The 26980-nt window shown below is 67.2% G+C and carries 21 protein-coding genes and 1 tRNA gene; 7 read left to right on the top strand and 15 right to left on the bottom strand.

Annotated features, from left to right (window positions below; translation table 11 throughout):
* The first annotated feature begins 95 nt into the window (after positions 1-95).
* The 3 genes from ABIC44_RS03070 to rpsI all read left to right on the top strand — a co-directional run bounded on the left by ABIC44_RS03070 (position 96) and on the right by rpsI (position 2298).
* Positions 96-1151 carry a COX15/CtaA family protein gene (locus ABIC44_RS03070; RefSeq protein WP_354293545.1) on the top strand — a complete coding sequence of 352 codons (1056 nt, stop codon included), beginning with the start codon at positions 96-98 and terminating at the stop codon, positions 1149-1151.
* A 122-nt stretch (positions 1152-1273) separates the two neighbouring features.
* A complete protein-coding gene (rplM, locus tag ABIC44_RS03065) occupies positions 1274-1753 on the top strand; it encodes a 50S ribosomal protein L13 (RefSeq protein WP_037568175.1) in 480 nt (159 codons plus the stop codon).
* Positions 1753-2298 carry a 30S ribosomal protein S9 gene (gene rpsI / locus ABIC44_RS03060; RefSeq protein ID WP_309694698.1) on the top strand — a complete coding sequence of 182 codons (546 nt, stop codon included), beginning with the start codon at positions 1753-1755 and terminating at the stop codon, positions 2296-2298. Before rplM ends, rpsI begins: the two co-directional genes overlap by 1 nt.
* A 102-nt stretch (positions 2299-2400) precedes the next feature.
* On the opposite strand, the gene ABIC44_RS03055 is transcribed toward rpsI, so the two are convergent.
* Positions 2401-2577: a hypothetical protein gene (locus ABIC44_RS03055; RefSeq protein ID WP_354293543.1), complete on the bottom strand. Its 177-nt coding sequence runs from the start codon at positions 2575-2577 to the stop codon at positions 2401-2403.
* Between the two features lie 94 nt (positions 2578-2671).
* On the opposite strand from ABIC44_RS03055, the gene ABIC44_RS03050 reads away from it, so the two are divergent.
* On the top strand, positions 2672-3562 hold the full coding sequence (locus tag ABIC44_RS03050; protein ID WP_354293542.1) for a DMT family transporter: 891 nt from the start codon (positions 2672-2674) through the stop codon (positions 3560-3562).
* Between the two features lie 8 nt (positions 3563-3570).
* Here ABIC44_RS03050 and ABIC44_RS03045 read toward each other — a convergent pair whose 3' ends face one another.
* From ABIC44_RS03045 to modA, 3 genes are read right to left on the bottom strand one after another with little or no spacing between them, the layout of a single operon-like run.
* The gene (locus ABIC44_RS03045; protein ID WP_354293541.1) at positions 3571-4176 is read right to left on the bottom strand and encodes an ATP-binding cassette domain-containing protein; all 606 of its coding nucleotides are present in this window, start codon (positions 4174-4176) and stop codon (positions 3571-3573) included.
* Positions 4166-4855, bottom strand: coding sequence for a molybdate ABC transporter permease subunit (gene modB / locus ABIC44_RS03040; protein ID WP_354293696.1), 690 nt, complete (start codon positions 4853-4855; stop codon positions 4166-4168). The genes ABIC44_RS03045 and modB overlap by 11 nt, the downstream gene beginning before the upstream one ends.
* Positions 4856-4862: 7 nt before the next feature.
* Positions 4863-5639 (bottom strand): molybdate ABC transporter substrate-binding protein, encoded by a 777-nt coding sequence (gene modA / locus ABIC44_RS03035; protein ID WP_354293539.1) that lies wholly within the window; start codon positions 5637-5639, stop codon positions 4863-4865.
* Positions 5640-5795: 156 nt separating this feature from the next.
* Here modA and ABIC44_RS03030 point away from each other — a divergent pair, with 156 nt between their 5' ends.
* Positions 5796-9212 (top strand): autotransporter domain-containing protein, encoded by a 3417-nt coding sequence (locus ABIC44_RS03030; protein ID WP_354293538.1) that lies wholly within the window; start codon positions 5796-5798, stop codon positions 9210-9212.
* Between the two features lie 728 nt (positions 9213-9940).
* Here the strand turns inward: ABIC44_RS03030 and lepA are convergent.
* The 7 genes from lepA to ABIC44_RS02995 all read right to left on the bottom strand — a co-directional run bounded on the left by lepA (position 9941) and on the right by ABIC44_RS02995 (position 19751).
* The gene (lepA, locus tag ABIC44_RS03025; protein ID WP_354293537.1) at positions 9941-11752 is read right to left on the bottom strand and encodes a translation elongation factor 4; all 1812 of its coding nucleotides are present in this window, start codon (positions 11750-11752) and stop codon (positions 9941-9943) included.
* 39 nt (positions 11753-11791) lie between these two features.
* Positions 11792-12319, bottom strand: coding sequence for an AAA family ATPase (locus ABIC44_RS03020; protein ID WP_354293536.1), 528 nt, complete (start codon positions 12317-12319; stop codon positions 11792-11794).
* Positions 12316-12867 (bottom strand): nicotinamide riboside transporter PnuC, encoded by a 552-nt coding sequence (gene pnuC / locus ABIC44_RS03015; protein ID WP_354293535.1) that lies wholly within the window; start codon positions 12865-12867, stop codon positions 12316-12318. Before pnuC ends, ABIC44_RS03020 begins: the two co-directional genes overlap by 4 nt.
* 348 nt (positions 12868-13215) lie before the next feature.
* A complete protein-coding gene (locus ABIC44_RS03010) occupies positions 13216-14709 on the bottom strand; it encodes a tryptophan halogenase family protein (RefSeq protein WP_354293534.1) in 1494 nt (497 codons plus the stop codon).
* Positions 14706-15743, bottom strand: a complete 1038-nt coding sequence (locus ABIC44_RS03005; RefSeq protein ID WP_354293533.1) for a cupin-like domain-containing protein — start codon at positions 15741-15743, stop codon at positions 14706-14708. Before ABIC44_RS03005 ends, ABIC44_RS03010 begins: the two co-directional genes overlap by 4 nt.
* On the bottom strand, positions 15736-16440 hold the full coding sequence (locus tag ABIC44_RS03000; RefSeq protein ID WP_354293532.1) for a SapC family protein: 705 nt from the start codon (positions 16438-16440) through the stop codon (positions 15736-15738). The genes ABIC44_RS03005 and ABIC44_RS03000 overlap by 8 nt, the downstream gene beginning before the upstream one ends.
* Positions 16441-16499: 59 nt before the next feature.
* On the bottom strand, positions 16500-19751 hold the full coding sequence (locus tag ABIC44_RS02995; protein ID WP_354293531.1) for a TonB-dependent receptor: 3252 nt from the start codon (positions 19749-19751) through the stop codon (positions 16500-16502).
* Positions 19752-20137: 386 nt separating this feature from the next.
* On the opposite strand from ABIC44_RS02995, the gene ABIC44_RS02990 reads away from it, so the two are divergent.
* Positions 20138-21148, top strand: a complete 1011-nt coding sequence (locus ABIC44_RS02990) for a LacI family DNA-binding transcriptional regulator (protein ID WP_354293530.1) — start codon at positions 20138-20140, stop codon at positions 21146-21148.
* A gap of 159 nt (positions 21149-21307) precedes the next feature.
* Here ABIC44_RS02990 and ABIC44_RS02985 read toward each other — a convergent pair.
* The 4 genes from ABIC44_RS02985 to ABIC44_RS02970 all read right to left on the bottom strand — a co-directional run bounded on the left by ABIC44_RS02985 (position 21308) and on the right by ABIC44_RS02970 (position 25760).
* Positions 21308-21384, bottom strand: a tRNA-Pro gene (locus ABIC44_RS02985).
* 120 nt (positions 21385-21504) lie between these two features.
* Positions 21505-22323 (bottom strand): ATP-binding protein, encoded by an 819-nt coding sequence (locus tag ABIC44_RS02980; protein ID WP_354293529.1) that lies wholly within the window; start codon positions 22321-22323, stop codon positions 21505-21507.
* Positions 22324-22371: 48 nt separating this feature from the next.
* The gene (locus tag ABIC44_RS02975; RefSeq protein WP_354293528.1) at positions 22372-24375 is read right to left on the bottom strand and encodes a tetratricopeptide repeat protein; all 2004 of its coding nucleotides are present in this window, start codon (positions 24373-24375) and stop codon (positions 22372-22374) included.
* Positions 24372-25760: a TIGR03013 family XrtA/PEP-CTERM system glycosyltransferase gene (locus tag ABIC44_RS02970; RefSeq protein WP_354293527.1), complete on the bottom strand. Its 1389-nt coding sequence runs from the start codon at positions 25758-25760 to the stop codon at positions 24372-24374. Before ABIC44_RS02970 ends, ABIC44_RS02975 begins: the two co-directional genes overlap by 4 nt.
* Before the next feature lie 150 nt (positions 25761-25910).
* Here ABIC44_RS02970 and ABIC44_RS02965 point away from each other — a divergent pair, with 150 nt between their 5' ends.
* A complete protein-coding gene (locus ABIC44_RS02965; RefSeq protein WP_307098067.1) occupies positions 25911-26954 on the top strand; it encodes a mannose-1-phosphate guanylyltransferase/mannose-6-phosphate isomerase in 1044 nt (347 codons plus the stop codon).
* Positions 26955-26980: the final 26 nt, after the last annotated feature.

The following is a 26980-nucleotide window of genomic DNA, read 5'->3' as shown; positions in this document are numbered from 1 at the left end:
AGCAAGGTCCGCCGTCATGCCGGTGCGCGCATCCTTTCGCGAACAGGGCATTCGGTCCACTATCCGCCGCCGCCGCCGCTTCCTATGATGGCATTATGTTGCAGCCGAGCCCCGCCTTCATGATCACCGCCCGCCCCCGCACCATTGCCCGCTGGCTGTTCGCCGTGGCGGGGCTGATCGTGACGATGGTGATCGTGGGCGGCATCACCCGCCTGACCAATAGCGGGCTGTCGATCACCGAATGGAAGCCGATCACCGGCATCGTCCCCCCGCTGACCGAGGCGCAGTGGCAGGCGGAGTTCGCCAATTACAAGCGCATCCCCGAATATTGGACCTTCAACCGCGACATGACGCTGGCCGGGTTCAAGGCGATCTTCTTCTGGGAGTATCTGCACCGCGTGCTGGCTCGGGTGATCGGCATGGCCTTTGCCCTGCCGCTGATCTGGTTCTGGGCGAGGAAGGCGATCCCGGCCGGGTACAAGCCGCGCCTGGTCGCGCTGCTGGCGCTGGGCGGGCTGCAGGGCGCGATCGGATGGTGGATGGTCGCGTCGGGCCTGGTCGAGCGGACCGATGTCAGCCATATCCGGTTGACCGTCCATCTGCTGATTGCCTTTTTCATCCTGGCGGGGATCGTCTGGACCGCGCTCGATCTGGCGGCCCTTCATCGCAACCGGCTGGCGGCTCCGGCGCGGCTGACGGCGCTGGGTGCGGGCGCGCTCGTCCTGCTGTTCGTGCAGCTGATGTTCGGCGCGCTGACCGCCGGGCTGGATGCGGGCTATGCCTTTTCCAGCTGGCCGCTGATGGGCGATGCCTGGTTCCCCGCAGGCACGCCGATGACGACGCCCGCCATCGCCAACGCCTTCGACAATCCGGTCGTCGTCCAGTTCATCCATCGCTGGTTCGCCTTTGCGGCGGCGGCGATGCTCGTGCTGATGGCGGCGCGCGCCATCCGTGCCGGTGCCCTTCGCGCGGGCTGGCTGGTGATCGTGCTGGTCGTCGTCCAGATCGGGCTGGGAATCGCCACGCTGCTGTCGGGCGTCCAGATTGACATCGCGGTGGCGCATCAGGCCAATGCCGCGCTGCTGCTGATCGCCGCGACCGCCGCCGCGCACCGGCTAGGCAGCCACCCCGGCGCCCTCAAGGTATCATAATACCCGTCAGCAAAGCCGCGCTTTGCTTGACTTTTTGGGCCACCTCCAGCATTGGCCACTCGTCCGCGCCGCCCGAGACAAAGGGCGGCGTGTTGCATTTCAAACCGAAAGGTCTCACGCCCATGAAGGCGCTTATGAAGACCACCAAGGCGGCCAAGCCGCACGAGGTGGAGAAGAAGTGGCATATCGTCGACGCCGACGGCCTGGTTGTCGGCCGCGCCGCCACCATCATCGCGAACATCCTGCGCGGCAAGCACAAGCCGTCCTTCACCCCGCACGTCGATTGCGGTGACAATGTCATCGTCATCAACGCGGACAAGGTGCGCTTCACCGGCAACAAGCTGGGCCAGAAGGTGTACTACAAGCACACCGGTTACGCCGGTGGTATCAAGGGCATCACCGCCGCCAAGGTCCTGGAAGGCCGCTTCCCCGAGCGCGTCCTGGAAAAGGCCGTCGAGCGCATGATCCCCCGTGGTCCGCTGGGCCGCCAGCAGATGCGCAACCTGCGCATCTTCGCCGGCACCGAGCATCCGCACGCCGCGCAGAACCCCGAAGTGCTCGACATCGCGAGCATGAACCGCAAGAACAAGGTGGGCGCATAATGTCCGACAACCGCCAGTCGCTCGCCGATCTCGGCGCCACGCTGAACCAGCAGGCCGCCGCCGCTTCGGCGCAGCCCGCCGCCGTCGCCGGTGAAGCCCCCGCCGCTCCCGTCGAGCGCGTCAACACCACCCCGCTGCGTCAGCAGGAACTGGACAAGTTCGGCCGCGCCTATGCGACCGGCCGTCGTAAGGACGCCGTCGCTCGCGTCTGGCTGAAGCCGGGTTCGGGCAAGATCACGATCAACGGTCGTGACCAGGAAGTCTATTTCGCGCGTCCGACGCTGCGTCTCGTCATCAACCAGGTGTTCGGCATCACCGAGCGCGAAGGTCAGTATGACGTCGTCTGCACCGTCAAGGGCGGTGGTCTGTCGGGCCAGGCCGGTGCGGTCAAGCACGGCATCAGCCAGGCGCTGACCAAGTACGAGCCGGTTCTGCGTGCTCCGGTCAAGGCCGCTGGCTTCCTGACCCGCGACAGCCGCGCCGTCGAGCGTAAGAAGTATGGCCGCGCGAAGGCGCGTCGCAGCTTCCAGTTCTCGAAGCGCTAATGGCGACTGCCCTGGATGGCCCATGCCATCCGGGGACTTGCCACGGCACGAAGGGGCGGTCCGGCAACGGGCCGCCCTTTTGGCATTCCGGCCGGGTGATCCTTACCGTGACGGCCGCGCCTTCATCAGCGCCACGATCGGGACGACACAGGCCAGGATCGCCAGGCCGAGGCCCGCCAGTGCCGCCCAGATGCCGATGGCGACACCACCATAATAGCCGCCGATCACGAAGCCGAGCAGCGGCAGGATGATCAGCGACAGGCATCCGATAACCATCATGATGCCTATCAACGACACCGCCCCCGCCCGCGTTCCGCGCGGGCCGGGCGACAAACCCCTTCGCAGTCGCAACATGACGGCGTAGGAGCGGTTCATGGCCAACTTGCTCTGGATCCCCGCCACCATCGCCGCCTCGGTCTTCCAGGTCGGCCGCAACGCGCTGCAACGCGGCGTCATGTCTTCCTCCGGGCCCTGGGGCGCGACGCTGGTGCGTTTCCTGTTCGGGCTGCCCTTCTCGTTGCTGTTCGTCGCGGTGGCGCACAGCGTGATGCCGGGCGTCGACCTGCATTGGGGCGGCGCCTTCTGGCTGTCGGCCATGGTCGGGGCCGCGTCGCAGGTGCTGGCCACCGCCGCGCTGCTCGCCGCCATGGACCGCGCCGGGTTCGCGGTGGGCACCGCGCTCCAGCAAAGCTCCTTGCCGCTCGCCGCGCTGCTCGGCCTGATCGTCTATCATGACCGGATCAGCGGCATCGCCTGGGCCGGGGTCGCGATCACGACCGCCGGGCTGGTCGCCTTGTCCTGGCCCGCGCCCGACCAGCGGCGCGGGTCGCTGATCGGAGCGGCGCTGGGCCTGGCGTCGGGGCTGTTCTTCGGCTTTTCGCTCAACGCCTTTCGCCATGCCGCGCTGGCGCTCGACCCGGTGCATCCGATCTTCGCCGCACTGGTGTGCGTCGCGGTGGTGCAGGCGATGCAGACGGTCGCGCTCGGCCTCTATCTGGCGTGGCGCGATCCGGCGGTGCTGGCGGAGGTGCTGCGCCGCTGGCGGCCCTCGCTGGGCGCGGGGCTGTGCGGGGCCTGCGCCTCGGCGGGATGGTTCGTCGCGCTGGCCCTGTCCCCGGCGGCCCCGGTCCGCGCGCTGGGCATCATCGAAGCGCCGATCGCCGCCATGGCCGGACATCGCCTGTTCCGGGAGACGCTGAAACTGCGTCAGATCCTGGCGGGCATCGCGATCGTCGGCGGCGTGTTGTTGACCACCCTGTTCTGACGCGGACGCTATAGCCGGACGATGGCGGTGGCGATGCGCTCAGCCTCGTCCGGGTCGTGCGTCACCATCAGGATCGGGATACCGGTCGAGTCCCGCACCGCCACCAGCGCATCCAGTATCTCGCCCCGCCGCCCCCGGTCGAGCGAGGATAGCGGCTCGTCGAGCAGCAGGACGCGCGGCCCGCTGAGCAGCGCCCGCCCGATCGCCACGCGCCGCGCCTCGCCACCCGACAGGGTGCGCGGCCAGCGATCGAGCAGATGGCCGATGCCCAGCATCGCGACCACCCCATCCCGGTCGCCATCGCCCTGCCGCATGCCATAGCGCAGATTAGCCGCGACCCGCATATGCGGGAACAGCCGGGGCTCTTGAAAGACATAGCCGATCCGCCGCCGCTCGGGCGGCAGGTCGATCCGCGCCGCGCCGTCGAACAATGTCTCGCCATCGACGCGGACAAAGCCGCTTTCGGGCCGCAACAGTCCGGCGACCATCTGCAGGATGCTGGTCTTGCCGACCCCCGATGGCCCGAACAACACGGTCGCGCCGGCCCCGGTGGCGAAGCGCGCCGCGATGACGCTCTCCCCGCGCCGGATCGAGACGTCGATATCAAAGGACATGCAGCCCCCGGCCCATCCGCCGCGCCAGCCATTCGGACGCGATCAGCGCGACCAGCGACAGCGCGACCGACACCCCCGCCAGACGCCAGACCATCGCCTCGCCGTCGGGGCGTTGCAGCGCGGAGTAGATGGCGAGCGGCAGCGTCGCGGTCTCGCCGGGCACGTTGGAGACGAAGGTGATGGTGGCGCCGAACTCGCCGATCGAGCGCGCAAAGCCCAGCACCAGCCCCGCCAGCACGCCCGGCGCGCACAGCGGCAGGGTGATGGTCGCGAAGACCCGCCACCGCCCCGCCCCCAGCGTCCGCGCGGCCTGTTCCAGCCGGGGATCGACCGCCTCGATCGACAGGCGGATGGCGCGCACCACCAGCGGCAGCGCCATCACCCCCGCCGCGATCGCCGCGCCGGTCCAGCGGAACAGCACGCTCACCCCGAACCACGCCGCCAGCCGCGACCCGATCGGCCCGGCGGGGCCGAAGGCCAGCAGCAGCACCCAGCCCGTCACCACCGGCGGCACCACCAGCGGTAGGTGCACGAACCCGTCGAGCAGCACCCGCCCCGGAAACCGCCCCCGCGCCAGCGCCCAGGCGATGACGAAGGCGACCGGCACCGTGACCAGCATCGCCGATCCCCCGACCAGCAGCGACAGCCGGACGATCCCCCATTCCTCGGCCGACAGCATCATGCCGTCATTGCGTCGAAAAGCCGTAGCGTCGGAAGATCGCCTTGCCCTCGGCCGACAGCAGGAAGCGCCGGAACCCCTCGGCCTGCCGATTGGTCGAGGATTTCAGCCGCGCGAGCGGATAGGTGATGGGCGGATGGCTGGCCGCCGGGAACATCCCGGCCACGCGGACACGCGGTGCTGCCCTGGCATCGGTGGCATAGACGATGCCATAGGGGGCCGCGCCACGCTCGACGAGCGCCAGCGCGGCACGGACATTCTCGGCACGGACGACATGCGGGGCCACCATGGACCAGGCTCCTAGCCGCTCCAACGCGGCCTTGCCATATTTGCCCGCAGGCACGCTGTCGGTGTCCGCCATGGCGAGCGGCCCGGCGGACAGCGTCCGGCCGAGCGTGCGCGTCGTCACATGACCGCCCTGCCCGGCCGGGGCGATCACCACCAGCCGATTGCGCAGAAAGGCGCTCCGGGTCCGCGCGGCGAGCAGGCCGTCGCGTTCCAGCACGTCCATCCATTCCTCGTCGGCGGAGGCGAACAGGTCGGCCTTGCCCCCCGCCTGGACCTGCCGCGCCAGCGCCGAGGAGGCCGCGAAGGAGATGACGGGACGGACATGCCCCCGCCTGGCCCAGGCATCGGCGGCGGCGGTCATCGACTCCTGAAGACTGGCGGCCGCCAGTATCAAGGGCGCGCGTTCCTGCGCCGCAGCGGGCACCGCGCCCAATGACGCAATGAACGGCAAGACTTTGCACGCTACCAGACACAGCTTCTTTCGTCGGCTCGACATGTTCTTTCCTTTGTTATGTTGGCGCGGCAATTACGCGTCGAACTTGACAACAAAATGTCGTCATTTCAGACATTTGTCATTGTATCGCACCATCTTCCCGAATAACTCCGTTATCGGAGCGGCGTAAGGACGACGCCGGACTACAGGGGAATGATAATGATGATGCAGGGACTCACTCTGCCCGCCACAGACCGGCTTCGCCGCGCGCTGATGACTTCGAGCGCGCTGCTGGCGCTGCCCGCCGCCGCACAGGCGCAAAGCTCGGCCGAGACACCGCGCCCGCAGATCGCGCAGGACTATGCCAGCGCCGCCAACGCGATCGAGGCCGTACCGGGCCTGCGCGTCACCGACGAGCCGCAGATCGTGATCTCCCAGCCGGGCACCACGACCAGCGCGATCGACAATGCCGGGGGCGTCAACGGGGTCGGACAGATGTTCGTCTCCGCAGGTGGCGGCAGCCTCAGCCTGTGCACCGGCACGCTGATCAACCCGCGCACCGTCATCTTCGCCGCGCATTGCGTCAACACCCGCGCCGCCGCCGATTATGGCACGGCGCGCGGCGGCACGCCGATCTCGTTCGGGTTCAAGACCGACAATCTGACCGGCGTGCGCGAATGGCTGCTCGACACGCTGGGCGGTCGCGCCAATTCCGACCAGTTCAAGACCAAGGCCGCCAACGCGCTCTATAATGTCAATCAGGTCAGCTGGAATCCCGCGTCGCAGCGGACCGGCTTCCTGGAAGGCGACGTCGCGCTCGCCACGCTCGATACGCCCGCGACCGGCATTCCGACCTGGGCGCTGCTGTTCTCCGCCCTGCCCGCGCCCGCGTCGATCAGCAATGACAGCGGCACCGGCTATCACGTGACCGTCACCGGCTATGGCCGCAGCGGCGTCGGCAACCAGGGCGACACCAACGGCATCGATTTCCGCCGTCGTGTCGCGGAAAACTATATCGGCATGCTGGGCTCGCTCGACGACCGCAATCTGTGGCTGTTCGGCCAGGGCGCGAACCTGCCGCAGAATCTCTATCAGATCGACTTCGACGATCCCCGTCGCGGCACGTCGTCGGCCAGCCGGTTCGACTTCAACCTGTTCCGCGACAAGGCACTGCCCAACGAAGGCACGACGGCGGGCGGCGATTCGGGCGGGCCGCTGATCCTCGATCGCACCTTTGCGCGACAGGTCGTGATCGGCGTGCTGTCGGGCGGCAGCCGCTTTTACAACGCGCAGGCTTCGTCCAGCTACGGCACCTCGTCCTTCTACCAACCGCTCTACCTCTTCTGGGACTATATCGCCGCCAACAATCCCTATCGCTATGCCGCCGCCAAGGCCGGCGACGGCGCCTGGGAGGATGGCACGCACTGGGTGACGACGACCGACCCGGCCTATCAGATCATCCAGAACGGCCAGCTGACGAATGGCGTTCCCACCTCGCCCGGCCTCGGCCTCGCGAACGATCCGACCAACAAGTTCGGCGACATTTGTGACGGCGTCGAATGCTATAATGTCAAGACCGGCGCGGTCACGCGGCAGGATGCCGACGGCACCGGACAGACCGGCACGGGCGAGGCCAATGCGGCGGGCAAGGCCATCCTGACCGAGACCAGCCGGACCGCCACCGACGAAGCCCAGGCCTCGGGCAGCGCGACGGCGGCGGCGCTTCCGGCCGCGACCATCGCCAACGGCCTGCCGGGCGCGACCAATTTCGTGCCGAACAATGTCGACCCCAGCCGGACGGTCGCGGCGCGCTATTACGACGTCACCCTGTCGGCGGCGGGCAATACGACGCTGAGCTCCTCGGCGACGGTCGATCGCTTCACGCTGAACGGATCGGAGGCGCGGCTGACCGTGGCGAGCGGCGGCACCCTGTCCACGGTGGCCGAGTTCAACCATCTGGCGGGCATGGTCGCCAATAGCGGCACGATCAATGCGGGCGGCGACTATCTGATGCTCGCGGGCGGGCTTCAGGGCACGGGGCGGATCAACAGCCGCTTCTTCACCAGCGTGTCGGGCATGATCGCGCCGGGCACCACCGGCACGATCGGCACGCTGACCTTCGGCGGCAACGTCATCCTGGCCTCGGGCACGCAGTTGCTGATCGATGTCGGGCCCAGCGGCACGTCGGACAAGATCGCCGTCGTCGCCAACAATGGCAGCGGCGGGCAGCTGAACGTGGGCGGATCGGTCGGCTTCGCACCGGTCAGCGGGCAGGTGATCCGCGCGGGCGACGTCTACACCATCGCCACCGCGACCGGCGGGATCAGCGGCCAGTTCAACAGCCCAGCCGCGCTGAGCGCCATCCTGACGCCGACGCTGGCCTATTCGGCCAATGCGATCACCGCGCGGATCGTCGCGGGCTCCTATGCCAATGTCGTCAACGCCACGCCGTACCAGACCGCCTATGCCCGGCTGCTCGACCAGAATCGCAGCAACCAGGCCAATCTGTCGAGCCTGTACGGCACGCTCGACCTGGCCTCCGCCGCGTCGATCCGCACCTCGTTGGAGGGACTCGTCCCCTCGACCGAGGCGCTGAAGCGCGCGCAGGGCACGATGGCGCTCGACAACACGGCGCGCTTCTATCGCGAGCACCTCGCCACCCTGTCCCCGCGCGAGGGTCTTGGCGGCACGCTGACCATGGTCGGCCAGCCGGTGCAGGTCGCCAGCCTTGCGATGAGCAATCTGGCGGGCACCCAGGCGCAGATGGCGACCGACAGCGGCGGCGTGTCGATGCGCGAGAATGTCCTGCCCGAAAATGTCGCGGTGTTCCTGGCGGGCGGCTATCTCGACGGCCGGTCCCGCGCCCTGCCGCAGACGACCAGCTCGAACGTCCGCGACCGGTTCGACGGCTTCTATGTCGCGACCGGCATCGAGACCGAGGTGGACGAGGCGAGCATCATCGGCTTCGGCTTTTCCTATACCAAGACGACCGGCAACACCTCGTTCGGGCAATATGCGCGCGGTGACCTGTATCAGGGTACGCTGTACGGCAAGACCGAGCTGGGCGGCGTCTCGCTGGACAGCCAGTTCAGCGCAGGCGTGTTCCAGGCGCGGACGCAGCGCAACGTCTCGCTGGCGGGGGTCGCCTATGACCTGCGGTCGCGCGACAATGCGCTTGCCCTGTCGAGCGAGGTCGGGCTGGCCAAGACCTATAGCTTCGGCGGCCTGAAGATCGGCCCGCGTATCGCCGCGCGGGTCAGCCATCTGGGCTTCACCCCCACGGCCGAGACGGGCGGCGGCCCCGCCCTGCGCTATGATCGCCAGGATTATAACAGCGTGCAGGGGCGTGCCGGGCTGATGCTCAGTTCGGATGGGCCGTTCCGTCCCTATGCCTCGGCCTATTATGTCCATGACTTCCAGGATCGGCCGGGCGTGTTCGGGGCGAATTTCGCGGGCGGCATCGGCCCCTCCGCGCTGTTCGCACTGCCGGGCCAGGACAAGAACTGGGGCGAGGCGAGCATGGGCGTGTCCTATGTCGCGGGTCGGGTCCAGCTGTCGCTGGGCGCCGACACGACCTTCGAGCGCCGGGACGTCGAGAACCAGTCCTATCGCGGCACGATCAAGATCGCGTTCTGATACACTGAAGGGCGGCCGCTTTACTCCTTGGGCGGCCGCCCCGCTTGTACTGCACGTCTTTCCGAAAGCCCATTGGCGAACTGCCGTCCGCCATGCGATGGATCGGTGTTCTCGATCGGTGTTCTCGGGGGGATTGTCGTGATGCTTGCGGCTTTAATGTCGGCGATCGCTTTGGCTACACCGTCTGCGAATGTCGCCGTGAAGCCGTGTTCGCTTCGGCGGCTAACAGGCTGTGATACGGTCAACCCCCTATCTTGGCGTCCGGACTTCCAGCAGGCATTGGCTCAGTTTTTGGGGATAGATGGCCACAAGCGCATCAGCCTACTCTACCATAGTGGCCGCCTGATCGATCAAGTCGAAGCTGTTCTGGGCGGACCGCCCGACGCCCGCCGGGATTTACCGGATGGCAGCCACCTCTTCACCGCCTGCCGCGTTCATTCCTGCGATGAAAAGGGTGCGATCCTACTCGGTCCACAAGGTGAGATACATGCGATTGCTGTCATAAGCTATCACTGCGGCAGGGGTCCCAAGCCGTGCGAGAGCCTACCTCAACTCGACCTGTTCGTACGGGACCGCAAGGCGACCGATGGAGCACAAAGGCATCTGTCCCAATGGGCTCACGCGGTCGTCCCTAAGGATTTCGCCGCCATGCCGATGACGGTGCATGAGCTACCGACCCGGCCGGGCGCTCGGCTTTAAACAGCCACGCGTCCGGCCGGTCCGGGTTCTTACGCCTCGTCGCCCATGCGCAGCGCCGCGATAAAGGCTTCCTGCGGGATGCTGACCGAGCCGTATTCGCGCATCTTCGCCTTACCCTTTTTCTGCTTTTCCAGCAGCTTGCGCTTACGTGTTGCGTCGCCGCCATAGCATTTGGCGGTCACGTCCTTGCGCATCGCGCTGATCGTCTCGCGCGCGATCACCTTGCCTCCGATCGCCGCCTGGATCGGGATCTTGAACAGGTGGCGTGGGATCAGTTCCTTCAGCCGCTCGCACATGCCGCGCCCGCGCGTCTCGGCGGTGCCACGGTGCACGATCATCGACAGCGCGTCGACCGGCTCTTCATTGACCAGGATCGACATCTTGACGAGGTCGCCGTCGCGATAGCCGATCTGGTGATAGTCGAAGCTGGCATAGCCCTTCGACAACGACTTCAGCCGGTCGTAGAAATCGAACACGACCTCGTTGAGCGGCAATTCGTAGGTCGCCTGCGCGCGGCCGCCGACATAGGTCAGGTTCTTCTGAATGCCGCGCCGGTCCTGGCACAGCTTCAGGATCGAACCCAGATATTCGTCGGGGACATAGATGGTCGCCTCGATCCACGGCTCGCTGATCGACTCGATCTTGTTGGGATCGGGCATGTCGGCCGGGTTGTGCAGGTCGATTTGCCCGCCGCCATGGGTCAGTTCGATCTGATAGACCACCGACGGCGCGGTGGTGATCAGGTCGAGGTCATATTCGCGGGTCAGCCGCTCCTGGATGATCTCCAGATGCAGCAGCCCCAGGAAACCGCAGCGGAAACCGAAGCCGAGTGCCGCCGACGTCTCCATCTCGAAGCTGAACGAGGCGTCGTTCAGCCGCAGCTTGCTGATCGACTCGCGCAGCTTCTCGAAGTCGTTGGCGTCGACCGGGAACAGGCCGCAGAACACGACCGGCTGGACTTCCTTGAAGCCCGGCAGCGCCTGTTCGGTCGGCTTCTTGGCGTCGGTCAGCGTGTCGCCGACGCGCGCCTGCGCCACGTCCTTGATCTGCGCGGTGATGAAGCCGATCTCGCCGACGCCCAGCTCGGTCAGCTGCTCGATCTTGGGGCGGAAACAGCCGACGCGGTCGATCAGGTGGGTGGTGCCCGCCTGCATGAACTTGATCTGCTGCCCCTTTTTCAGCGTGCCTTCCATCACGCGGACCAGGATGACGACGCCCAGATAGGGGTCGTACCAGCTGTCGACCAGCATCGCCTTGAGCGGCGCGGTCGCGTCGCCCTTGGGCGCGGGGATGTTCTTGACGATCGCTTCCAGGATGTCGCCGATGCCGATGCCCGACTTGGCGCTGGCCAGCACCGCGCCCGAGGCGTCGATGCCGATCACATCCTCGATCTCGGCGCGGACCTTTTCGGGTTCGGCGGCGGGCAGGTCGATCTTGTTGATGACGGGCACGATCTCATGGTCATGCTCGATCGACTGATAGACATTGGCCAGCGTCTGCGCCTCGACACCCTGGGCGGCGTCGACGACCAGCAGCGCGCCCTCGCACGCCGCCAGCGACCGGCTGACCTCATAGGCGAAGTCGACATGGCCCGGCGTGTCCATCAGGTTCAGCGTATAGGTCTCGCCGTCCTGCGCCTTGTACGCCAGGCGCACGGTCTGCGCCTTGATGGTGATGCCGCGTTCCTTCTCGATCTCCATATTGTCGAGAACCTGTTCGCTCATCTCGCGGTCGGTCAGGCCGCCGGTGAACTGGATCAGGCGATCGGCGAGCGTCGACTTGCCATGGTCGATATGCGCGATGATGGAGAAGTTGCGGATCTTGTCGAGCGGCGTGGACACGGGGGGAATGGTTTCCTGAAAAGCTATTCGATGACGCCGTTAGCAAAGATGCGGGCGGATGCCAAAGTGCTCTAGCGCGGCGATGCAATTTGCATAGCGGCTTTCGCCCTGCCCCTCGATCAACCGGTACGCCACCCCGCGCCGATCCAGCTCTGCACGCGACAGGTCGAAGAAGCGTTGCCGCGCCGCGCGCGTGCCGAACAGGCGGGTGCCGTCCTCGACCCAGGGCAAATCGGGCGCGAAGAGAAGATAGACGTCGGACAGCCGGTTCCACGTCGCGAACCAGGGATCGCGCGCGGCGAACAGCATGTCGGCCCAGACGGCGGTCATCAGCGGATCGGTATCGGTCACGACCGGCCATGGCCCCTCCGCCATCGCCCGGGCCAGCCGGGCATCATGCCCCTGCCCGATCGCCACCAGATCGGCCATGGTGAAGTCGGTGCCATGCGCCTCGGCATAGTCGCGGCCATATTCGCCCAGATAACATCCGCCCAATGCCCGGGCCAGGCGCGGGCCGACGGTCGACTTGCCGGTGCTTTCGGGGCCATGCAGGCAGATGCTCGTCACGCCCGCCCCCGCCATTCGCGATAGCCCCACAGGCTCAGCCCCAGAAAGATGACATAGAGGATGGCGGTCAGCGTCAGCCCCTTCACCGCATAGAGCGCGATGGAGGAGAGATCGACGACGATCCAGAGAATCCAGTTCTCCAGCCGCCGCTGCGCCAGCAATATCTGGGCCGCGACGCTGGCAACGGCATTGGAGGCATCCCAGAAGGGCATCGCCGCATCGGTCCAGTGCGCCATCGCGGCACCCCAACCGAGCGAGGCGATCGCGATCCCCGCCAGCGACAGGCCACGCGCGCGCAACGACAGCGTCTCTACCGTCACCTCGCCCGCCTGCGCGACGCTGCGCCGCCAGACGATCCAGCCATAGAGGTTGAGCGCGAAGAAGAAGAGCTGCAACGCGGCGTCGCTGTACAGCCGCTCCCGCCAGAACAGCAGCGCATAGAGCGACACCATCACCAGCGCGACGGGGTAGTTCCACAGGCTGCGCCGCACGACGAGCGTGACGTTCGCGACCCCGAGGACGAAGGCGATGGACTCAAGCCAGGTCATCGGACCGGGACAGGCCGGACCATCGTCGGCGGCGAATGTCCCTCGCCAGGAGCACCGGCGCTCGCCGACGCCTGCGGGCCGGAAGCGTCCTTCCCATTCCTCATAGCGGATCGGCCCGAATTCGAAGCGTTACCATATTGGGATCGCCCGATAGGCCAGCGACACGCATTTGCGATAGTCCCAATCGACCGCTCAGGATTGTGTCGGCTCTGTCGATCAATTCCGGGTCAACGGCACCGTCGCCGATCCCGTCGGTGGGGCTGCGGCCTCCAACGCCCCCACTTCGGAAAGGGCAGGTCGGACAGTGGACGATCAGGGCAAAACTCGCGCCTTATTCCCGACCTGCCGTCAAGCCGACGCCCCACAATACCCCTTGAGAAACGCAAGATGGTCCGGGATCGGCTGCAACTGCCGTGAAAGCTGTTGATCCAGTCCGTCGAACGAATCCTTCAGCGCCTGACGGCTCAGCATTCCGGGAATGCGGTGATGGGCTTTCGGGACAAGTCCCTGCCCCAGCATCACCGAAACCCAGGAATCGATCCTGAACAGATCGTCCTGCCCCTGCCACGCCCCCGCGCTTTCGGCGAACAATGCGATCCGTTCCACGAGGGTCTCGGGGACGCGCATCGTCGAGCAGCGCTGCCAGAATGGCGAGTCCGTCCGCTCCGTCTGCGCGTAATGCAGGATGATGAAGTCGCGGATATGCTCCCATTCGTGACGCGACTGGGCATTGAACCGCGTCCGCAGCGCCGCGCTGTCCTGCCCCTGAAAGGGAAAGCCCTGGATCAGGCGCATCACCGCGATCATGACCAGGTGGATGCTGGTCGACTCCAGCGGCTCGATGAACCCCGCCGCAAGCCCCAGCGCCACGCAGTTGCGGCTCCAAGCCCGACGACGCATCCCGGCGCGGAATTGCAGGGCGCGCGGCTCGGACAGCGGCATACCCTCGATCCCCGCCATCAGGGTGGCGGTCGCCTCGTCCTCGCTCATATGGGCCGAGGCATAGACCAGGCCATTGCCCACCCGCGTCTGGAGCGGGATGCGCCAGCGCCAGCCCGCCCGGTGCGCGATGGCGCGGGTATAGGGAACCGGAGCCGCGACGGCCTCGGTCTGGACCGCGATCGCCCGGTCGCAGGCGAGCCATTCGCTCCAGTCCTCGAAACCCGTCTCCAGCGCACCCTCGATCAGCAGCGCGCGAAAGCCGGTGCAGTCGAGGAACAGGTCCCCCTCGATCCGGTCGCCCGATACCAGATGCAGCGCGGCGATGTCCCCGCCCTCGCCGTGGCGCTCGATGCTGGCGATGCGGCCCTCGACCCGGCGCACCCCGGCGGGTTCGGCGATACCGCGCAGGAAGCGGGCATAGGCGGTGGCATCGAGGTGATAGGCATAGGCCAGGGTCCCGGCCTCGTCCCGTCCGAACCGGCCCGCCGCCGCCGCCCGCGCCTCCAGCGAATAGTCGGTATAGGCGCCGCCGAACCCGTGACGCCGCGCCTCCAGCCAGAAATGCTGGAAATCGGCAATCGCCACGGACCGCCCCACGGTTCCGAACGGGTGGAAATAGCGGTCGCCGACCCGGCCCCAATTCTCGAACCCGATGCCCAGCTTGAAGGTCGCCTGGGTGGCGCACATGAACGCCGCCTCGTCGATGCCGAGAAAGGCATGGAAGCTGCGCGCGGTGGGAATGGTGGACTCGCCCACTCCGACGGTGCCGATCTCGTCGGATTCGACCAGGACGACTTGGACGAGCGGCCCCAATTGCCGCACGAGCGCGGTGGCGGCCAGCCACCCGGCGGTCCCGCCCCCCGCGATGACGACCCGCGTCGGCGGACAGGGATCGCTCATCGGTTCAACCTTTGCAGAAGATAGGCGCGAAGCCGCCGCGCCATCGCCTCGTCGAGCGGCGCGAGCGGGCCGTGCGACGCCGGGGGCAGATGCGCGACGACCGCTTCGGGATCGCCAAAGACATAATGGTCGAAGATCGCGCGCCAGGCCCGCTTTTCCGCCGCCGGCCGATCGCGCAGCGACAACATGGCGTGCATCACCGTATCCATCGGCGTGTCCAGATAGGCAGGCGCGGTGTTCCACCAGTAATTGACGAGGACGTTGAACGCCTCCAGCGCCTCGACATGGTGCCACCACAGCGCCGGATAGACCAGCAGGTCGCCGGGTTCGAGTTCCGCCACCACGGCTTCGGCCATGGCGGCGGCGAAGCGGGGATAGCGATCGAGGTCGGGCCGGGCGAAGTCGACCATGCTGACGACCTGCCCCCCCGGCGTCGGGGCCAGCGGCCCGGGATAGAGGTTGGCGATCTGGTCGGGCTGGAACAGGGTGAAGCGACGCCGACCGACCGCGCAGATCGCCGCATTGTTCGCCATGTCGTAATGCGCCGAGGCGATGGTGCGATTGCCGATCCAGATACTGGCCAGCGGCGGATGGCGGGCGAACAGGCCATCCGACGGCACAAGTTCGTTCTCGTCGCGAAAGCCGGGCAGATAGGCGTCGAGATCGGTCGACCCCATATAGAGCGCGGGCGCGTCCCCTCCCCCGTCCGCCCCGTCGAGCAACCGCGCCAGCAGATCGCGCAGCGGCAGCGTCTGGCTCTTGAAGTTCAGCGCGGTGGCCGTCTCGTCATAATGGAAACGCCCCCGGATCGCCGCGTCGCCGACATAGCCCGTCACCGGCCGTCCGCGATCGAAGCGAAGGAGATAGTCGGCGGCCGCGTGCGCGGAAATCCGCCCCGCACGGACCAGCGGCCAGTCGGCGGCATAGCCCCGCAGGATGACCGGCTCGTCCCGCTGGACCAGCGCGGCGAGATCGGGGGGCCGCGTGCCGGTCATCTCGCGGGCGTGACGCGCGGCGGGCAGGCGATCAGCCATGCGCATCGCCGACCAGCTTGCGATCGATCAGATGGCGCAGATTGCCCAGCGAGGACGCGATCCAGAATGCCGGACGCAGATAATCCTGTGCATGAAGGTCGCCAAGCGCCCCGCCCTCCAGCGCCGCCAGCCGCGCGCTATCGATCGTCAGGCAGTCCGGCACCTTGTATCGCCGCCCCTCGTCCAGATCGAGTTGCAGCACGGCGGGCGTCAGCAGGTCGAGCGCCGCCCAGGCCTCGTACATGGTCTGCTCGGTCTGCACGCCCTCATAAATGCGTTGCAGCATGACCGAGACATGGTCGAGCAGCGGCGCGTTGCCGCCATGTTCGCGAAAGACGGGCATGCCGTCCGTGGCCAGTCGGGGATGCTCGGGATCGATGAAGATCATCGGTTCACCGGCGGGGTCGTGACCGATCGAAAACGGCCCGCGCGCACGGGTCGCGGGAATGTAGCGGGCGTCCCAGCGGTCACCCTTCAGGAACAGGTTCTCATCCGGGTCCAGGCCCAGGAGGATGGTCGCATACAGCGCACCCGCCTCGTCCCGGCGCAGCAATATGGCGTATTCGCGCTGAAGCTCCTCGAACTCGGCGGGAAAAACGCGGGTCTGGTTGATCGCATCGCCGAAGCGCGCGTGATGACCCATCGCGACGCGAAGGTCGCGATGGTCGATATTGTTGAGCAGGACAGGTGCGGCCATGATCGCCCCATGTACCCGGAAGACCGCAGAGGGGACAGCGGCCTTCCGGGTTTCCGAAATCAGAAGCGATACCGCGCGCCGACCAGATAGCGTGCCGAGCCTTCGGCCAGATACCAGGTGTTCATGCGGTCGCGACCATAGGTCTGCACGCCTTCCTCGGTCAGGTTGATCGCCTCGAAACCGAGCGCGAAGCGCGGCGTCAGGTCGAAGCTCATCGACAGGTCGAGCTGGCCATAGGGCGCGGTGAAGACCGGGTTGCGGTCACCGCCACGGTTGATGTCGCTCAGGAACTTGTCGCGCCAATTGTACGACAGGCGCATCGATATGCCGTTCTTGTCGTAGATCAGCGTGGCATTGGCGGTATCCGACAGGCCGACCAGCGCGAAGGTGTTCACGCTGGGGTCCGCCGCGATGTCGATGCCGATATTGCCCCGGACGAGCGTATAGCTGGCCGCGATGCCGAAGCCGGTCTCACCCAGGAAATACTGACCCGCCAGCTCGACGCCATAGATATGCGCGTCGCGATTGTTGATCGGCGTGTTGACCGCGAAATTGAACAACGGGTCGCTGGCATTGGGGCTGATGTCGACCTGGCTCAGGATCGAGTCGACGAAGCCCTGGTTCAGCGCGCGGCTCTGCGTGTTGTAATTGGCCGCGAACTGCGCGTTCGCCGCCGCCACATTGCCCGCATTCTGTTGCAGCAGGGCGGTATAGGTGAACAGGTTGACGTCGGTGATGTCGGCGCCGAACGTGTTGGTCAGCTGCTCGCGCGCCGTGCCCGAGCGCGTGCCCGCTTGCCCCGAGGTCGCGTCGCGCAGCCCGAACAGGTTGCGGTTCACCACCGTGTTGCCGATGAAATTATGCACCCGCTTGTCGAAGAAGCCTGCCGACAGGAAGACGTCCTTGCGCGGATACCATTCGACCGACACGTCGATATTGTCCGACGACAGCGGCAGCAGGCCGGTATTGTTGGCCGAACCCGTCGCAATGCCGCCGATCGCGGTCGGCCGCCCCGGCGCGCCGACGCCCGTCGAGGCGAAGAGGTTGCCGTACGGCGCCCGCGAGATCGTCTTGCTGTAGGACGCGCGCGCGAACAGATTGTCCATCACCTCGATCTTGGCGTCCACGGCGGGCAGCCAGTTGTTGTACGAACCCCGCGCCGTGATCGCCTGGCGATCGGTGCTGTTCTGGAGCACGAAGTCATTGTCCGCGGTCCACACGATCGCCAGCGGCACCGGCTGCAACGACACGGCGTGCACCTTGGTATTCTCATAGCGCAGGCCGGCCACGATCTGGGCGTTGCGGCCGAACACCTGCCCGTTCCAACTGCCCTGGAGATAGCCGGACCAGATATTCTCGCGCACCGAATTGTCGCTGTTCGCGTCGATATTGTTGCGATGGTCGACGCCGTCGTTCGTCACGCCGGAATAATAGTTGAACAGCGTGTTGTAGAGCTTGGTCGCATCCTGGGTGCGGAAGGCGATCTGGGTGTTCGGGTCGGCGTTCGGATTGTTATGCTCGAACTTGCAGGTATTGCAGAACTGGAAAACCTGCCCCGGTGCCAGTCGCGCGATGTCGGGCGGCAGCGAGTTGCCCCAGTCGCCCAGCACCTGGCGCGTGTTGAACTGGGTCTGGCGGGTCGTCGTGGTGCGGTAATCGACACCTGCGTCGAGCCGGATCTGATCGGTGAAGTCCCAGGCGGCATCGGCACGCAGCTCGCGGATCCGCTGCGTCTGGTTCGAGGCGAATTGACGCTGCACCGCGCTTGCCAGATCGCCGACGTCCAGCACGCCGTTATTATTGCCCTTGATGAAGGGCTGGCCGGTCGGGGTCGTGCTCTGGGTGCCGTCGTTGATCGCCAGCGTCTGCTGCGGGAAGCCGTTTTCGGTCCAGCGCAGCGTGTGGCCGGTCACGACCGGCGCGTTGATCGCGACGGTGGTCGATGTCTGGCCGTTGGGATTGTCGGGCAGGCTCTGCGCCTCGCCGATATGGCCGTCGACCGACAGGGTGAACCGATCGCTCGGCTTCCATTCGATGTTGCCGCCGACATCGTACAGCCGGTTCTTCTGCGCGCGGTACGCCTGTTCGAAGGCCGCGTCCTTCACGCCGTTGATCGTCTCGGCCAGGAACTGGGTGGTGGCGACGCCGTTCCTGGCGTCGTCGAACGTCACCTCGCTGAACGGCCGGTTGAACCAGTTGGACTGGCTCGAGCGGCGTTCCGACTGGCGCAGCTGGGCATAGAGACCATCGGCGGTGAAGGTCAGCGTGTCGGTCGGGCGGAATTGCAGGATCGCCTGGCCGTTGATCCGCTCGCGGCTGGCCTCCGAGAAGTGATAGCGGAAGTCGTTGGGCACCGATACCAGCGGGTTGCCCGTCGGGCGGTTGTTGATCTTGGTCGCGCCGTTGACGAAGCCGTTGGCCGGGTTGAGGAAGTCGTTGAGCGAGCGGATATTCCAATTGTCCGGCGCGACGCTCGCAAAGCTGAAATTGCGCTTCTGATAGCTGCCGAACAGCGACACGCCGACGCGCTTCTCGCTGTCCGACCAACTGACCGTGCCCGACGCCTCGGGCGTGACGCGCGCGCCGCAGTCGATGCAGTCGGCCGAGCTGTTGTCATAGCTGCCCTTGACGCCCAGCGACCCGACCAGCCCGGTATCGGCATTGTCGAGCGGACGGCGGCTGACCACGTTGACCGTCGCGCCGATGCCGCCCGAGGGGATTGCGGCGCGGCCCGTCTTGTAGACCTCCAGCGTCTTCACCCCTTCCGAGGCGAGGTTCGAGAAGTCGAACGAGCGCCCGAAGCCGCCCGCACCGTCGCCGCCCTGGTCGCCGCCGACCGCGACGATATTGGACGTCGCCAGCTGGCGGCCGTTGAGCGTGACGAGATTATATTGCGCGCCGAAGCCGCGCACCGTGACGGTCGAGCCTTCGCCGTTGCGCCGGTCGATCGACACGCCGGTGATACGCTGCAACGATTCCGCCAGGTTGGTATTGGCGAACTTGCCGATATCCTCCGCGCTGATCGCATCGACGACGCCGTTGGAGTCGCGCTTGATCGCGATCGACCGCTCCAGCGAGGCGCGGACGCCGGTGACGACGATGTCGCTCGAATTGGTTTCAGGCTGGGGATTGGTCGGGCTCGCCTCGCCCGGCGGGGGCGTCTGGCTGCCGGTATCGGCCTGGGGCGTGCCTTGTTGCGGATCGGCCGGTGCCGTCTGCGCCTGGCCCTGGGAGGCCAGCAGCAATCCCGCCGTCAGCCCCAGAACCGATGTCGAGCGCACGAGCACGCGCGCAAGCGTCTTCCCCTTCATGTCACCTCTCCCTTTGCGACCTTCACGGACCGCGTTTCACCGATCGCGTCGGCGTATTATTTTGCCATATCACGCTATACGGCATGACATCGGTGTCAACAAAATTGACCGGTACCGGGATCGCCCGGTGAATCAACCGGATGACTGTGGTTCCGCCGCCACACTTCCCTTGTCCTTCGCGACGGGAGCAGCGCGTTTCGCAGGGCGTGCCGTCGGCGTCCCGATGCTTTCCGGACTTCGCGACGACGATATCGATCGCCCGTCTCCTATCGAGACTGCCCCTGGGGCACGGCATGATTGCGGGCCGCATCCGATTGCATAAGATGACGCCATATGGGACGCTTGACCCCGGCGTGCCGCTCCTTGTCTTCCGGCCGGATGTTTCGATGAAGGCGCTTACCATCAAGGACGTGGCCCGGCAGGCCGGCGTTTCCCCCAAGACCGTCTCGCGCGTCATCAACGGCGAAGCGCATGTCCGCCCGGCGGTGCGCGAGGCCGTTGCGCGCGTCGTGGCGGAATTGAACTACCGGCCCAACACGTTCGCCCGCAGCCTGTCGAGCACCCGCTCCTTCCTCATCGGGCTGTTCTTCGACGACCCGGCGTGCAGCTATGCCAATGACGTCCTGCTCGGCGCGCTAGAGCGGGCGCGATCGCTCGGCCGCCATGTGGTCATCGAGACCATCTCGCTCGACCGTTCCGACTGGCAGGCGAGGCTGGAGGACAGCCTGGTCGGGCTGAAGCTGGGGGGAGCGATCCTGACCCCGCCCATTTGCGACTGCGCCGACCTGATCGCGATCTTCGAGCGGCATGCGGTGCCCGTGGTCCGCATCGCGCCGGGCAACGATGTCGACCGGACACCCTATGTCAGCATCGACGACCGCGCGGCGGCCCGCACCATGGCGGAGCATCTGATCGCGCTGGGCCACCGCGACATCGCTTTCATCAAGGGCAACCCGACCCATAGCGCGACCCATCGCCGCTGGCTTGGGTTTCGCGATGCCATGGACGCCGCCGGGACGCCGCCCGACGACCGGTTGGTGGTCCAGGGTGACTTCACCTTCCGATCCGGCATCGTCGCGGCGGAGGCACTGCTCCAGGGCCCCCGCGCACCCGACGCGATCTTCGCGAGCAACGACGAGATGGCGCTGGGCGTGCTGGTGGCTGCGATGCGGGCGCAGATCGCCGTGCCGCAGAAATTGTCCATCGTCGGGTTCGATGACGCCCAGCTGGCCCGCATGGCCTGGCCGCAGCTGACGACGATCCGGCAACCCAATTGCGAAATGGCGGCGGCCGCCGTGAGCCTGCTGGCAGACCGCAGCGATGGTCCGGAGAGCGCCCGATCCTCGATCGAGCTTCCCTATGAGCTGATTGTCAGGGCCAGCTCCTGCGGCTCTTGAGGGCGGATGGCGAATGCCAACGCCGCAATGAACCGGGAGGGGTGAGCAGCGGAACAAGGATGCCCGCCATCATCGCGATGCAGGGCGCTATCGCACCAGCAAACGGCGTACGCGTCGGGTCTTCCCCGCAAGGGGTGCGTCATGTTCGCGATGATGAAATGGTCGGGGAGAGAGGATTCGAACCTCCGGCCCCTGCCTCCCGAAGGCAGTGCTCTACCAGGCTGAGCTACTCCCCGACTAGAGAGTACGGATCGGTTTTCAGAGCCTTTCGGGAAGGCCGATCCGTGCTGGAGGCGCGCCAATAGCCAGCGGCTCGGATCGGCGCAAGAGGTTTTTTCACCGAAACGAAATTTCTCTTACAGGACCCGCTCCATCCGTCCCGCCAGGTCGACGATATATTGCCAGGCCACCCGCCCCGAGCGGCTGCCGCGCCGGGTCGCCCAGTGGACCGCCTCGGCCCCGTCGAACGGCAGGTCGTGGCGCTCGGTATAGGCACGGACGATCGCCAGATAGCCGTCCTGGTCGAGCGCGTGGAAGCCCAGGCTCAGGCCGAAACGGTCGGCGAGCGCCAGCTGGTCGTCCACCACGTCGCGCGGATTGATCGCGCTGTCCTGCTCGCTCAGGTCGCGGGGCAGCAGGTGGCGGCGATTGGCGGTGACCAGCAAGCGGACATGCGCGGGCCGCGCCTCCGCCCCGCCGTCGAGCAGCGAGCGCAGCTTGCGCGCCTCGCCCGCCTCGTCGAAACCCAGATCGTCGATGAACAGCGCAAAGGCCCGGTCCACCCCTTCCAGCAGTGCGAACAGCGTGGGCAGGCTGTCGAGCGTATCGACCGACACCAGCGCCAGACGACCGGGCCGCGCCGCCTGTACCGCCGCCACGCTGGCCTTCACCAGCGCCGACTTGCCCGTGCCCCGCGCGCCCCAGAGCAGCACGTCCTGCGCCGCATGCCCCTCGGCCAGCCGGGTCAGATTGGTGAGCAGCGCCTCGCGCTGACGGTCCAGCCCCTGCAACAGGTCCAGCGGCAGCGGCGCGAAGCCGCGCACCGGCCGAAGCACGCCGTCACGCCACAGATAGGCGGGATGCGCCAGCGGATCGGCGGAGGCGATGGGCGCGGGGGCCAGGCGTTCGAGCGCGGCGGCGATGCGCTCCAGCACGGAAACGGGAAGGTCGGTCATGCCCGCGCTTCTACGGCGCGGACACCCCGCTGCAAAGACCGACAGGCGTCAGAGCGCGGCGCGATGCCCCGCAATGACCGGATTGCCGGGGGCGAGCGCCAGCGCCTTGTCAAAGAGCTGACGCGCGCCCTCCGTCTCGCCCGCCGCCGCCAGCGCCACGCCATAGGCATCCGCCGCCGCCGCGTTCATAGGCGCCAGCCCATAGGCCACGGCGCCGTAACGCCGCGCGACCAGCCCGTCCCCCGCCCCGGCATAGGCCAGCGCCAGATCGTGGAGCAGCGCGACGTCGTCCGGCCCCAGCTGCATCCGCAATCCTTCGAGCGTTTCGATCGCGGCATCCCATTCCCCGGCGACCAGCTGCCACCGTCCGAGCAGACGGCGCGCGGGCACGCTCTGCGGGTTTTGCGAGAGATACAGGCCGAGCGCGACGGCGGCATCCCTGGCCCGCCCGGCTCGCCCATAGCCGTCGACCAGCCGCAACATCGTCGGCTCGTCGAAGGTCAGATCGGCCGCGCGGGCATAGGGGCCCAGCGCCTCCGCCTGGCGGCCGATGGTCGCCAGCACATCGCCATAGGCCAGCAGCGCGGCCGGGGCCCCCGGCGTGGCGCGGACCAGCGCCTGCGCTTTGGCAAGCGCGCCTGCCCGGTCCCCCTGGCTGGCCAGCGCGCGAATGACCCCCAGCGCATAGGTCGGGTCGGTCGGCGAGGTTTCCGCCGCGATGGCCAGGTCGCCCAGCGGGCGGTCGGGGCGAAAGATCGCCGCTTCGCCGACATGCGCCTGCGCGATCCGGTCGATCAGCCCCGCCCCCTCCCCCGCCGGGGCCGCGAACGCCGCGAGACGCAGCGCATAACCATCGGCATCCGCCCGGCTCAGGATCGGGCGAAGCGTCGCCAGCGCGGCGGGGCGATCCCCCGTCGCGATCTGCGCCGCCGCCAGCAGGCGACGGGCGGCGACGTTCATCGGCTGCATCGCGACGAGTCGCCCCCACACCCGCACCGCCCGCTGCGGCCGCCCCTGGGCATAGGCCAGCAAACCGTTGAGCAGCACGACGGCGGGACGATAGGACAAGGCGCCGCGTGTCTGCTCCAGCACGCCCTCCGCCAAGGCGAAACGCCCCGCCCGCGCGGCGATCACCGCCTGGAGGTAGAATGCCTCAGGACTGCCCGGCTCGGACACCAGCGCCCTGCGGGTCGCCGCCAGCGCATCGCTCGAACGGCCGCTATCGCCCAGCGTCGCGGCATAACGGATCAGCGCCGGATGATAATAGGCATCGCGCCGTAACGCCGCCTCGAACCAGGGCAGGCTCGCCGCCAGGCCATAGCGCGCGCGCACCACCTCGGCCTGCAGGGTCAGCGCCGCCGGATCCGCGGGGGCCAGCGCGGCGGCGCGGGTCGCGGCTTCGCTCGCGCCCAGCATGTCGCCCGCGCCGAACCGGCTGCGACCCAGATCGGTCCAGCTTCGCCCATCGTTCGGAAAGCGCGCCACGACCGCCTGCAACATCCGGCGAAGCGTCGCGCCATCGGCGCGGGCGGCACGAACCTGGGCGGCGGCGCGCATCATCGCGGCGTCCTGCTGCGCGGGCATGCGATCGACCGCCTCTTGCGCGCCCGCCAGATTGCCCAGCGACCAGCGCGCCTCCGCCCGTGCGGCCAGCGTCTCGACCTCTGGCACGCCGTCGGCCAGCGCGCGGTCCAGCGCCGCCTCCGCCGTCACCCCCTGCCCCAGCAACAGGCTCGTCCGGGCGAGCATCATCTGCGCTGGCCCGGAGCGCGGCGCGGCGGCGGCGGCCTGGAGCGCCTGGTCGTGCGCGGCGTGATAATTGCCCGCCTCCAGCGCGACGCTCGCCTTGCGCAGCGCCAGCACGGGGTCGACCGGCGGCTTCGCGGTGAACAGCTGGACCAGCAGCGCCCCCACCGCCAGCGCGATCGCCGCCAACACGCCGATCAGCCGGACGCGAAGCGGCAACCGCCCCCGACGCCAGAGTCGCCGCTTGCGCCGCAGCATCGGATAGGGGCTGGCCGCCGGGGCCCCCGGCCCGGCCGCGTCGCTCACCGCGCGCCCGACGGCCACAGGATGACCCGCAGCGTCTGGAGCAGGATCAGCGCGTCGAGGAAGGGCGAATAATTCTTGGCGTAGTACAAGTCATATTCCAGCTTGTGCCGCGCATCGTCGATCGAGGCGCCATAGGGATAGTTGAGCTGCGCCCATCCGGTGATCCCCGGCTTTACCATATGCCGTTCGGCGTAAAAGGGAATTTGCTGTTCGAGCTGCTCCACGAATTGCGGGCGTTCGGGGCGCGGGCCGACAAAGCTCATCTCGCCCTTCAGCACCGACCAGATCTGCGGCAGTTCGTCGATCCGGACCTTGCGGATGAAGCGGCCGACGCGCGTGATGCGCGGATCGTCCTTTTCCGCCCAGACCGCCTGCCCGGCCAGCTCGGCATCCTGCCGCATCGAGCGCAGCTTGGGGATGTCGAACGCCTGGTTGAACAGGCCGACACGGCGCTGGCGATAGAAGACGGGCCCCTTCGACTCCAGCCGGATGGCGATGGCGGTGATCGCGATGATCGGCACCGCCGCGACCAGCAGCGCCAGGCTGACCGTGACGTCGAACGCCCGCTTGAGGATCACGGAGCGCACGCGCCCCGACGAGAAGCCGTCGGAGAAGATCAGCCAGCTATGGCTGACCGACGCCAGGTCGATCCGTCCGGTTTCGCGCTCCAGAAAGCTCGACAGCTCGAACACCTGCACGCCCGCCGTCCGGACACGCAACAGGTCCTGATAGGGCAAGGCGCGGCGGCGTTCCTCCAGCGCCAGCACGACCTCCACCACCTCGCGACCGACGACGAACGCCTGGAGATTGGGAATATCCTCGCGGTGGATGGCCTGTGGCAGCACCCTTTCGGCATCGGACATGGCGATCACCCCGACCACCAGGAAATTGGCACCCGGCCGCTCGGCCAGCTCGACGATCTGGGCGGCGCGGGGCCCCGCCCCCATCACGATCACCCGCCGCTTGAACCGGTCCCCGCCCAGCAGCCGCCCTAACGCGCCACGCATGACGACCAGCAGAAGGATCGCAAACATCATCGCGAACAACAGGCTCGATCGCCAATAGGAGACCGCCGGAAAGAAGAAGAAGATCAGCGACAGGAAGATGACGCCCAGCGACACCGCGACCATCAACCGCGCCGCCGCGAAGCGCAACGACAGAAAGGACGCGGTTGAATAGGCCCCCACCGCCAGCAGCGCGATCTGAAGCGGCGCGGCAAAGCTCAATATCTGCGGCCAGCGGTCGATCGCCGCACCGACCGGATAGCCGATCTGCCAGGCCCGCAACCGCCACCCCAGCTCGGAGGCGAGCAGCAGCAGCGTGAAATCGACCAACCCGAGCAGCAGAACCGCATGGGGGACATAGTGTTTGAACACACGGATCATCGACCGGACGCTACTCGTCACCCCCTTGAACGCACGACTGTCCCAATTTTTACACGGAATGACAAACGAAGCGTGAAGATATGCGTTATGGGCGCGTTATAGGCGAAACCGTCATCCGATCGGCGATGGCGGATCAACAAAGGGGCATTCATGCACAATCCGATCGTTCCGGTCATCCTGTCCGGCGGCTCCGGCACGCGACTTTGGCCCATGTCCAAGCCGGAAATGCCCAAGCAGCTGCTCGCGCTGACCTCGGACGAGACCATGTTGCAGCTGACCGCGCAACGCACCAATTCGGAAGACTTCGCGGCACCGATCATCGTCGCGGGCCAACGGCATGCCGATCTGGTCGAGAACCAGCTGGTCGCCGCGGGCACCCCGGCCCAGGCGCTGATCCTCGAGCCGGTGGCGCGCAACACCGCGCCCGCCATCGCACTCGCCGCGCTCGCCGCCAAGCCCGAGGACGTGCTGCTGGTCATGCCGTCCGACCATGTCATCGCCGATCTGGACGCGTTCCATGCCGCGATCCGCGCCGCGCTGCCGATGGTGTCGCAGGGCTGGCTCGCGACCTTCGGCATCTCGCCCGACAAGCCCGAGACCGGCTATGGCTGGATCCAGGTCGGCCGCGAGATCGCGCCGGGGGTCAACCAGGTCGCGCGCTTCGTCGAGAAGCCCCGCCTGGAACGTGCCGAGGCGATGCTGGCGCGCGGCGACTATGCATGGAACGGCGGCATCTTCCTGTTCCGTGCCGACCGCTATCTGGAGGAACTGGGCCAGCACGCCCCCGAAATGCTCGTCGCCGCCGAAAAGGCGATGCGCGGCGCCACGCATGAGGGCAAGCGCATCTGCCCCAACGAGGCCGACTTCGCCGCCTGCCCGTCCGATTCGATCGACTACGCGGTCATGGAGCGCGCCGATCGCGTCGCGGTCGTGCCGGTCGCGATGGGCTGGAACGATGTCGGCAGCTGGGACGCGCTGCACGCGATCAGCGAGCTGGACGGTTTCGGCAATGCGCATCGCGGCGAAGTGCTGGCGATCGATACCAAGAACTGTCTGATCCGCACCGACCGGGTGCGCGTCGCGGCGGTCGATGTCGAGAATCTGATCGTCGTGGCGAGCGGCGACGACATCCTGATCCTGCCGCGCGGTCGCAGCCAGGACGTCAAGAAGCTGATCGAGGCGATGAAGCGCTGATCCCCGACCGGCGGGCGGCCGTCCTG

The sequence above is a fragment of the Sphingomonas sp. 1185 genome (genome assembly GCF_040544655.1).
Lineage (GTDB): Bacteria > Pseudomonadota > Alphaproteobacteria > Sphingomonadales > Sphingomonadaceae > Sphingomonas.
The sequence above is the reverse complement of the archived record's forward strand: the minus strand, read 5'-3'. Positions and strand labels throughout refer to the sequence as shown.